The organism is Caulobacter sp. S45, from assembly GCF_903642205.1.
Classification (GTDB): Bacteria; Pseudomonadota; Alphaproteobacteria; order Caulobacterales; family Caulobacteraceae; genus CAHJWH01.
The window spans coordinates 1-8,076 of record NZ_CAHJWH010000144.1; the positions used below are offsets into that span (position 1 = coordinate 1).

Genomic DNA, 8,076 nt, shown 5'->3' on the forward strand with positions numbered 1-8,076 from the left:
GCCCGCCGTGACGCCGCCCGCGTCTGTCACAGCCACCGAGGAGCAGCGCGGCGAGTTCGTGAAGTCGCCCATGGTCGGCGCGGTCTATCTGCAGCCCACGCCCGGAGCCAAGCGCTTCATCCAGGCGGGCGAGCAGGTCATCGCCGGCCAGACCCTGCTGATCATCGAGGCGATGAAGACCATGAACCCGGTGCCGTCCCCCAGGGACGGCAAGGTGACCAAGGTGCTGGTGGAGGACGGCCAGCCGGTGGAGTTCGGCGAGCCCCTCGTGGTGATCGAATAGCCAGCCCCATGTTCGCTAAGATCCTGATCGCCAACCGCGGCGAGATCGCGCTGCGGATCATCCGCGCGTGCAAGGAGATGGGCATCGCCACCGTCGCGGTGCACTCCGAGCCCGACCGCGGGGCCATGCACGTGCGCCTGGCCGACGAGAGCGTGTGCATAGGCCCCGCGCCCGCCGCCAAGAGCTATCTGAACATCCCCGCCCTGATCGCCGCCTGCGAGATCACCGGGGCGGACGCGGTGCATCCCGGCTACGGCTTCCTGTCGGAGAACGCCAAGTTCGCCGAGATCGTGGACGCCCACGGCTACACCTTCATCGGCCCCCGCCCCGAGCACATCCGCATCATGGGCGACAAGATCAGCGCCAAGCAGGCGGTGCGCGAGGCCGGCATCCCCGTGGTGCCGGGCTCGGACGGCGGCGTCTCCACGGTCGAAGAGGCGATGGCCGCCGCCGAGCACATCGGCTTCCCCGTCCTGATCAAGGCCGCCGCCGGCGGCGGTGGGCGCGGCATGAAGGTGGCCAAGGCCGCCGACAGCTTGGCCGAGGCCGTGGCCACCGCCCAGTCGGAGGCCGCCGCGGCCTTCGGCGACGGTACGGTGTACATGGAGCGCTACCTCCAGACCCCCCGCCACATCGAGCTGCAGGTCATCGCCGACGCCCACGGCAATGTCTGCCACCTGGGTGAGCGCGACTGCTCGCTGCAACGCCGCCACCAGAAGGTGCTGGAGGAGGCCCCCTCCCCCGTCATCGACGCCGTCTCGCGCGCCAAGATAGGCGCGGTGGTGGTCGAGGCGGTGCAGCGCATCGGCTATCTCGGCGTCGGCACCATCGAGTTCCTGTACGAGAACGGCGAGTTCTTCTTCATCGAGATGAACACCCGCCTGCAGGTCGAGCATCCGGTCACCGAGGCGATCACCGGCATCGACCTGGTGCGCGAGCAGATCAGGATCGCCGCCGGCCTGCCGCTCTCCTTCACCCAGGACGAGGTTCGCTTCGAAGGCCACGCCATCGAGTGCCGCATCAATGCGGAGAACCCGCGCACCTTCACCCCCTCGCCTGGCCGGGTGACCGACTTCCATGCGCCGGGCGGGTTGGGCGTGCGGCTCGATTCGGCGGTCTACGCCGGCTACTCGATCCCCCCCTACTACGACAGCCTGATCGGCAAGCTGATCGTCCATGGCCGCGACCGTGACGAGGCGATCGCCCGCATGTGCCGCTCGCTCGGCGAGATGGTGGTCGGCGGCATAGAGACCACCATCCCCCTGTTCCAGGACCTGCTCACCGATCCCGACTTCCGCGCTGGGACCTACGACATACACTGGCTGGAACGCTGGATGGCCAAGGGCTGAAGCGGTTTCGTCCTCCAGGGCGGTGGACAGCGCCTTGGACGTTGAAGCGCGCGCTAAGGCGGGCGATGAGGGGCGCGTGCCCCGGGGACCGCGCTTGACTGGCTTGACCGCCGAGGACCTGATCGCCTGCTACAAGCGCGGCGTCTTCCCGATGGCGGAGGCGCGCGACGACGCCCGCGTCTTCCTGATCGACCCGGAGCAGCGGGGGGTCATGCCGCTCGGCGGATTCCACGTGCCGCGCCGCCTCGCCCGCACCGTCCGCCAGGCGCCTTACGAGGTACGGATCGATACGGCGTTCGAGGAGGTGATTGAGGCCTGCGCCGCGAGTGCGCCCGACCGGCCGGAGACCTGGATCAACGCCGCCATCCAGCACCTCTATCGCGAGCTCTTCGCGCGCGGACAGGCGCACACTGTTGAGTGCTGGCAGGCCGGACAGCTGGTGGGCGGTCTCTACGGCGTCTCCATCGGCGGCGTCTTCTTCGGAGAGAGCATGTTTTCCGTCGAGCGAGACGCCAGCAAGGTGGCCTTGGTGCACCTTGTCGGACGCCTGATCGTGGGCGGTTACGGCCTGCTGGACGCGCAGTTCATGACCGAGCACCTGTCGCAGTTCGGCGCGGAGGAGATCAGCCGCGCGGACTACCGCCGCCGCCTGCTGGAGGCGCTGACCCAGCCGGCCGACTTCTACAGGCTGGCCCCGGTCGGCGCGGGCGTCGAGGGCGGGGTAGCGGGGGCGGGGGCCGTCTTGCAGGCGATCACCCAGAGGTCGTAGATCGGGTGCTCGAAGGGATGCAGCCCTGGCGCATCCCCGTACATCCAACCCCGGAAAACCTGGCGCGCCACCTGGGGCGTGCGGCCGCCGAGCACCTCGGGCTGATACTGCACATCCATGTGGGCGGCGGTCTGGGCGTAGGGCTCGTCGGTGGCCGCCGTCTCGCAGGCGTGGACGGTGATCACCAGGTCCTTGTAGCGCACCGGCTCGTCGACCTTGGCCTCGAAGCGCAGGGTCTCGGCGGTGACCTTGTCCAGCGTCTGCAGCACCACGCTGGTATAGCGCGGCCGCTTGGGCGGCGGCGGGGGCGGAGGCGGCAACTCGGCCACCGTGTTCGCCGTGGTGTTGGCGGAAGGCGTGACAGGAGCCGGAGGAGGTGGCGCCTCGGCCACGGTCGGCGCCTCCTCAGCCGGAGGGATATCCAGCTGGTTCAGCGGCTCGACCGGTCCCGTGTCGTTCTGGACGGAGGGCGGGCTCTGCAGCAGGTTCTGGTCCTGCGCGAGGCCCAGGCCCGCACCTCCCACCAGCGTGGCGCCGGTCACGGCCAGCAAGAAGGCCTGTCGCTTCCGCAAGGGCTCAGCCGCCAGGCGCCGGGGTCGCACCGGCCGCCCCACCCGCGGGCGCAGCGCCGGCGTCGGCCTTGGGCGTCTGGGGCCGCAGGACGGACCCGATCAGGCCGAACAGGTCCACCGCGCCCTGCGTGTTCTGGAAGGTGGCGCCAGGCTTCAGATCGTCCGAGGAGCCGCCGGGCTCCACAGACAGGTGCTGGCCGCCCAGCAGGCTGTCCTGGGTGATCTTCACGGTGGAGTCCGATGGCAGCTTCACGTCCGGCTTAATGGTCATGGAGGCGTCGGCCAGGAAGGTCTTGGGATCGAGCGTCACGGCGCTGACGCTGCCGACCTTCACGCCGGCGATGGTCACCGCGGCGCCCGGCGCCAGGGAGCCCGCCTCCCCGAAGCGCGCCTTGAGCGAGTAGCCGCCGGCCTCGCCGATGCCGCCGGCATGGGCCAGGGCGTAGGCCAGGAAGCCGACCGCGGCCAGCAGAACCACGGCGCCCAGTCCGGTCTCCGCCCATTGCTGGCGCTCGGCCACGCGCCTACTCCGGCGTCCAGGGCTGGTAGTCGCCGACCGCCCGCGCCCGCTCGCCCGTGCCCACGATGGAGCCCGCCGGCCGGTAGGCGTAGGGCGTGCCGGTCATGTTGGGCAGGTGGGGCTTCTCCCAGCTGCGCATCTTCAGCGGCTCCACCGTCGGAGGCTCGTCGAAGGTGTAGTGCAGCCAGCCGTGCCACTCCGCCGGCACCTTGGTGGCTTCCGCATAGCCCTTGTAGGTCACCCAGCGGCGGCGGCGGCCGTCATAGCTGGTGCGCGCGTCCCGTTCCTCGAAATAGCGGTTGCCCAGGCTGTCCTCGCCCACGAAGGCCGCCCGCTTCTTTATCGTGAACAGGGCGCCGATGGTGGCGCCGCTCCACCAAGTGAAAATCTTCTCGAGCACGTGGTCATGACCGGTTTGGGAGGAGGATCGATCGCCAGACTATAGGGGGCGCCCCTTACCCCGTCTAGGCTTTCACGAACCACCAAATGTGGTGTTTCCTCGACTTTCAGCCCCAACACGTTGCGCCTTTCAAGTCGTTTCGCTAGCCTGAAAGCCTATCGGCGGAGTCGGCGCATGCGGTTTCCCAGACGGTTTGCCGACCAGCGCACCACATTGCAGCTGCATCCGCGCACGGTCGAGCGGGCTGGGCGCGAGGTAAGCCTGCGCGCACCCGCCGGCTGGACGACCGCACGCCTGGACGCCTGGCTGGACTGGACCCCGGCGCTCCGCCTTCCCCAGCCCGATGGCTTGGAGGGCGCCGTTCACGCCTACGCCAAGCGCCTGGCCGGGATCGGCGACGAGGGCGGCATGTTCAGCGACGCCACCGAGGCGCTCCGCTTCCGAGGCGAGATCGAGGCCTGCCTTTTGCTCGGCCTCGCCGCGCCTGCCGACCCGATCAGCGATTCACCCACCCTCATCGATACCTCCACTTCAGCAGGCGCTGTCAAGCTTGCGGAAGCGGCGGCCCGGCTGCGCAGCGAGCGTGCGGCCCTGGCGGCCGGCGACCGGCTGTCCGGCCTGCTGGCCGATGTGGCCGCCGCGGTGTCGAACTGCGAGGGCGACCCCGCCGCCTGCGCCGACCCGGCGCAGAACCCCCGCCTTGCGCGCACGGCCCGCCTCGCCCGGGAGGCGGGCGCCGGTGACGCAATGATCCTCGATCAGGTCGCCCTGGCCCAGGCCGGCCTCGCCGACAGCGCTCCGGCTGTGATCGTCTCCCCGCCTCACCGGATTGTGCTGGCCACGCCCGACGGTCGGCCTGCGGCGGCCGCTTTCGCCTGGGAGGCGGGCCCGTGGGTCACCCTTTCCACGACGTCTGAAGCCGCCACACGCCTGGCTGTCGCCGCCGTCGCACCGGCCGCAGCGGTGAACGCCTACGCCTTCCTCACCGCACAAGGCTTTGATCTTGAAGGCTTCGCCGCGGCCGTACGGCTGTGGACCGTCGCCTTGGAGCTGCAAGCCTGTAATTCAGGCACGGTGCGGCCGGACAGCAACCCGATCGCCCTCAATCTCGCCGGCCTCGCGGAGCTGCTAGTCGCCCAGGGCGTCGCCTTCGACAGTGTTGCCGGCCGGGCGCAGGCCTGCGCCGTCGCCGGCCTCGCCGCCGCCGTCGCCGGCCTCGCCTCTACTGAGATGGCGGAGCGGCTGGCGCCCTGCCCGGCCTTCAAGGCTGCCCGGCGCACTGAGCTGGCCCGCATCCGCCAGATGAAGGCGACGCTGACCGCCAAGGACGCGATCACCACGGCCAGCCGCCAAGCCCTGGACGAGTTGGCCGACCGAGCCGGTGTCCACGGCCTGCGCAACCTGCAGCGTCTGGAGCTCCGCCAGGACGCTGTCACAGCGCTCAGGCTGGGCGGCCTGTCCACCGGAGCCTCGCACTGGGGCGGGCCGGCCGCCTGGAGCGAGACGGTCGATGGAGAGATGCTGGCCGTGCTGGCGGAGCCCGCCCTCCGCGCCACCCGGCCGCTAGGTCTCGATCCCGCCGCCCTGCGTCGGGAGGTGCTGGGCTCGCGCACCCTCGACAGCGAAGCGACCGTGAACCGCACCACCTTGGGCGCCTCCGGCTTCACCGAACTCGAAATTGGATGCGCCGAGGCGGCGCTACCCGGAGTCCGGCGCTTGCGAGACGCCTTCAGCCCCTTGGTCCTTGGCGAAGGCTTCGTGCAGGACGTGCTGGGCGCGGCAAGCGGAGGACCCATCGATGTGCTGCGGCTCGCCGGCTTCGACGAGGCGCAGATTGCCCAAGCCGAACAGGACATCCTGGGCTCAGAAGACCTCAACGGCCTCTCAGAGACGGTCCGTGACGTGCTGGCGGGCGGATGGATGATCGGAGCCCTCGGCTTGGCTAGGATGGCGGCGTCGGTAGGGGGGTTCACCTGCGCGCCCGTCTGCGCCGAGCTGTCCCTGGACGCCGCCGCAGGTCCCCAGACGGCGGTCCGGCTGGTGAGCCAAGCCTTCGCTTTAGGCGCGGAAGCGGCTCGGCTGCACCGGCCTGAGGCGTCCACGCGCACCCTCGCCCTGCCGCCGGAACCGGAGGTCCGCCCCCCGCCGCCGCAGGAGCGCGTGGTGGAGAAGATCGTGGAGGTGGATCGCGCCCGAGCGCGCCGGCGCCTGCCCGACCGTCGCAAGGGCTACATCCAGAAGGCGAGCGTGGGCGGCCACAAGGTCTATCTGCACACCGGCGAGTACGACGATGGCGAACTCGGCGAAGTGTTCATCGACATGCACAAGGAAGGCGCGGCCTTCCGCTCGGTGATGAACAACTTCGCCATCGCCATCAGCATCGGGCTGCAATACGGCGTGCCGCTGGAAGAGTTCGTCGACGCCTTCGTCTTCACCCGCTTCGAGCCGGCGGGAGCTGTTACCGGCAACGACACCGTGCGCTCGGCCACCTCCATCCTCGACTACATCTTCCGCGAGCTCGGTGTCAGCTATCTGGACCGGCAGGACCTCGCCAGCAGCGACGATTACGCCCTGGACGTGGAGGGTCTGGGGCGGGGCGGCGCGGAAGGCCAAGGGCCGCCGGCTCCGATGCCGGCCGCCCACTTCATGTCCAAGGGCTTCTCGCGCGGCGCGGCCCCGGACAACCTGCTGTTCCTGCCCACCCGCAGCGCCGGTGCCACGCGGCCAGGCGACTGCGACATCTGCCCTTCCTGCGGCGACGTGGCGCTCAGTCACCGCGGCGCGCGGCGCGTCTGCCAGAGCTGCGGCGAGGCGCCTGGAGAGGTCGGCTAGGCGGCTTCCGCCTGCACCGGCGCTTCGGCGCTGGTGATGCGGTTGCGGCCGGTGCGCTTGGACTCGTAGAGCGCCGCATCCGCGCGCTCCACGAAGGCGGCGAGGCTCTCGCCTGGCCGCCGTTCGGCGATGCCGGCCGACACTGTGACCGCGCCCAGATCCTCATCGGTGGAGCGCCGCTTCAGGGCGCGGGAGGCGATCTCGACCCGGACAGCCTCCAGGATGGTCATGGCGGCTTCGACCCGCTCGCCCGGCAGCACCAGGGCGAACTCCTCTCCGCCGTAGCGGGCGGGCATGCGCGGCGGGTCGCCGGCCTTCCTGATGATGCTGGCCACGAACCGGATCACCTGATCGCCGGTCTGGTGGCCCCAGGTGTCGTTGAAGCGCTTGAAGTGGTCGATGTCGAGCACGGCCAGGCACAGTGGCGCGCCGCTGGCGTCCGCCTCCTCGCAGGCCCGCGCCAAGCCCTGGTCGAAGGCCTTGCGGTTGGGCAGGTTGCTGAGCGCGTCGGTCATGGCGTCGCGCCGCGCGCTCTCTAGATGCTCGCGCAGGCGCTGCACCTCCTGGGTGGAGGTGCTGAGGCGCTTCTCCAGGGTATCGTTGTCGCGCTGGACCCGGCGGGTGGCGGTGGCCAATGTCGCGATCATGCGCTTCACGTCGGCGACCGGCGCCTCGGGGGTCATCTCGCGGGCGGCGCCGGCCAGGGTGCGGCCGTAGTCGGCGTTGGTCTCTTGGGCGGCGGTGATCGCCTCGGCGACCCGGGTCAGCTGGACGTCAAGGTGCTCGCCGACATCGCGCACCTCCTCGTCCAGCTTGCCGCGGGCCAGGAAGCGGGCGGCGAGTTCTTCGCTCTTGGCCTCGGTGATCGCCTCGCCGGCTCGGGTCAAGGCGGTGATCTCACGGCTGAGCGGGCATTCGGCGTCGGCTGCGACATGCAACCACAGCTCGAAGTTCAGCGGCGTCGGCCAGACGCCGGCCGCCTGCATTCCTGCAAGGGCCGCCTGAGCGATCTGGTAGGAGGCCGGACTGCGCAGCGCGATCTCAATGCTCGTCGCCTTGTCGCCCACCATGACCACCGCCCGCCCCGTTGCCGGCAAGCTCTAGCGCAAGGTGTCGAAACGGCGGGTAAAGACCACCGCTCGTTTGCCTCAGGCTTCGACTTCCAGGGCCTTCTCAGCCTTAGCCAAGGGCGGCAGGGGCGTAGCGCGTAGGAGGAAGGCCGGTACGTCCGCGCCGAAGCCGACGCGCTCGTGGTCTCGCGGTTCGCGGGGCTCACGCGGCTCGGTCCCGGTGCGGTCATCGCCGCCATAGCGGGCGGCCCGGTCGCGACCGGGCCGGGCCGGGCCGCTGC

9 protein-coding genes are annotated in these 8,076 nt (G+C 70.4%); 4 read left to right on the forward strand and 5 right to left on the reverse strand.

Going from position 1 to position 8,076, the window contains the following annotated elements; translation table 11 throughout:
• The 3 genes from HUV06_RS12880 to aat form a co-directional block, all read left to right on the forward strand.
• The coding region (locus HUV06_RS12880) for an acetyl-CoA carboxylase biotin carboxyl carrier protein subunit (protein ID WP_254601112.1) at positions 1-283 on the forward strand (283 nt) is incomplete at its 5' end.
• An 8-nt stretch (positions 284-291) separates the two neighbouring features.
• Entirely contained in the window at positions 292-1,632 is a 1,341-nt protein-coding gene (gene accC, locus HUV06_RS12885) for an acetyl-CoA carboxylase biotin carboxylase subunit (RefSeq protein ID WP_174301665.1), read from the forward strand.
• A gap of 94 nt (positions 1,633-1,726) precedes the next feature.
• A complete protein-coding gene (gene aat / locus HUV06_RS12890; RefSeq protein WP_174301666.1) occupies positions 1,727-2,401 on the forward strand; it encodes a leucyl/phenylalanyl-tRNA--protein transferase in 675 nt (224 codons plus the stop codon).
• Here aat and HUV06_RS12895 read toward each other — a convergent pair.
• Genes HUV06_RS12895 through HUV06_RS12905 form a run of 3 tightly spaced genes read right to left on the reverse strand, consistent with a single transcriptional unit; the run spans position 2,314 to position 3,893 of the window.
• Positions 2,314-2,943, reverse strand: coding sequence for a DUF2155 domain-containing protein (locus HUV06_RS12895; protein ID WP_254601115.1), 630 nt, complete (start codon positions 2,941-2,943; stop codon positions 2,314-2,316). The genes aat and HUV06_RS12895 overlap by 88 nt on opposite strands.
• 34 nt (positions 2,944-2,977) lie before the next feature.
• Complete coding sequence (locus HUV06_RS12900) at positions 2,978-3,493, reverse strand: outer membrane lipid asymmetry maintenance protein MlaD (protein WP_174301668.1); 516 nt, start codon at positions 3,491-3,493, stop codon at positions 2,978-2,980.
• A 4-nt stretch (positions 3,494-3,497) separates the two neighbouring features.
• Complete coding sequence (locus HUV06_RS12905; RefSeq protein WP_174301669.1) at positions 3,498-3,893, reverse strand: NADH:ubiquinone oxidoreductase subunit NDUFA12; 396 nt, start codon at positions 3,891-3,893, stop codon at positions 3,498-3,500.
• 174 nt (positions 3,894-4,067) lie between these two features.
• Here HUV06_RS12905 and HUV06_RS12910 point away from each other — a divergent pair, with 174 nt between their 5' ends.
• Complete coding sequence (locus tag HUV06_RS12910) at positions 4,068-6,725, forward strand: ribonucleotide reductase (protein WP_174301670.1); 2,658 nt, start codon at positions 4,068-4,070, stop codon at positions 6,723-6,725.
• Here HUV06_RS12910 and HUV06_RS12915 read toward each other — a convergent pair.
• Entirely contained in the window at positions 6,722-7,795 is a 1,074-nt protein-coding gene (locus HUV06_RS12915; RefSeq protein ID WP_174301671.1) for a GGDEF domain-containing protein, read from the reverse strand. The two genes, HUV06_RS12910 and HUV06_RS12915, sit on opposite strands and share 4 nt — an antisense overlap.
• 78 nt (positions 7,796-7,873) lie before the next feature.
• Positions 7,874-8,076 (reverse strand): hypothetical protein (locus HUV06_RS16065; RefSeq protein WP_217433848.1); only part of this gene is annotated, 203 nt, incomplete at its 5' end.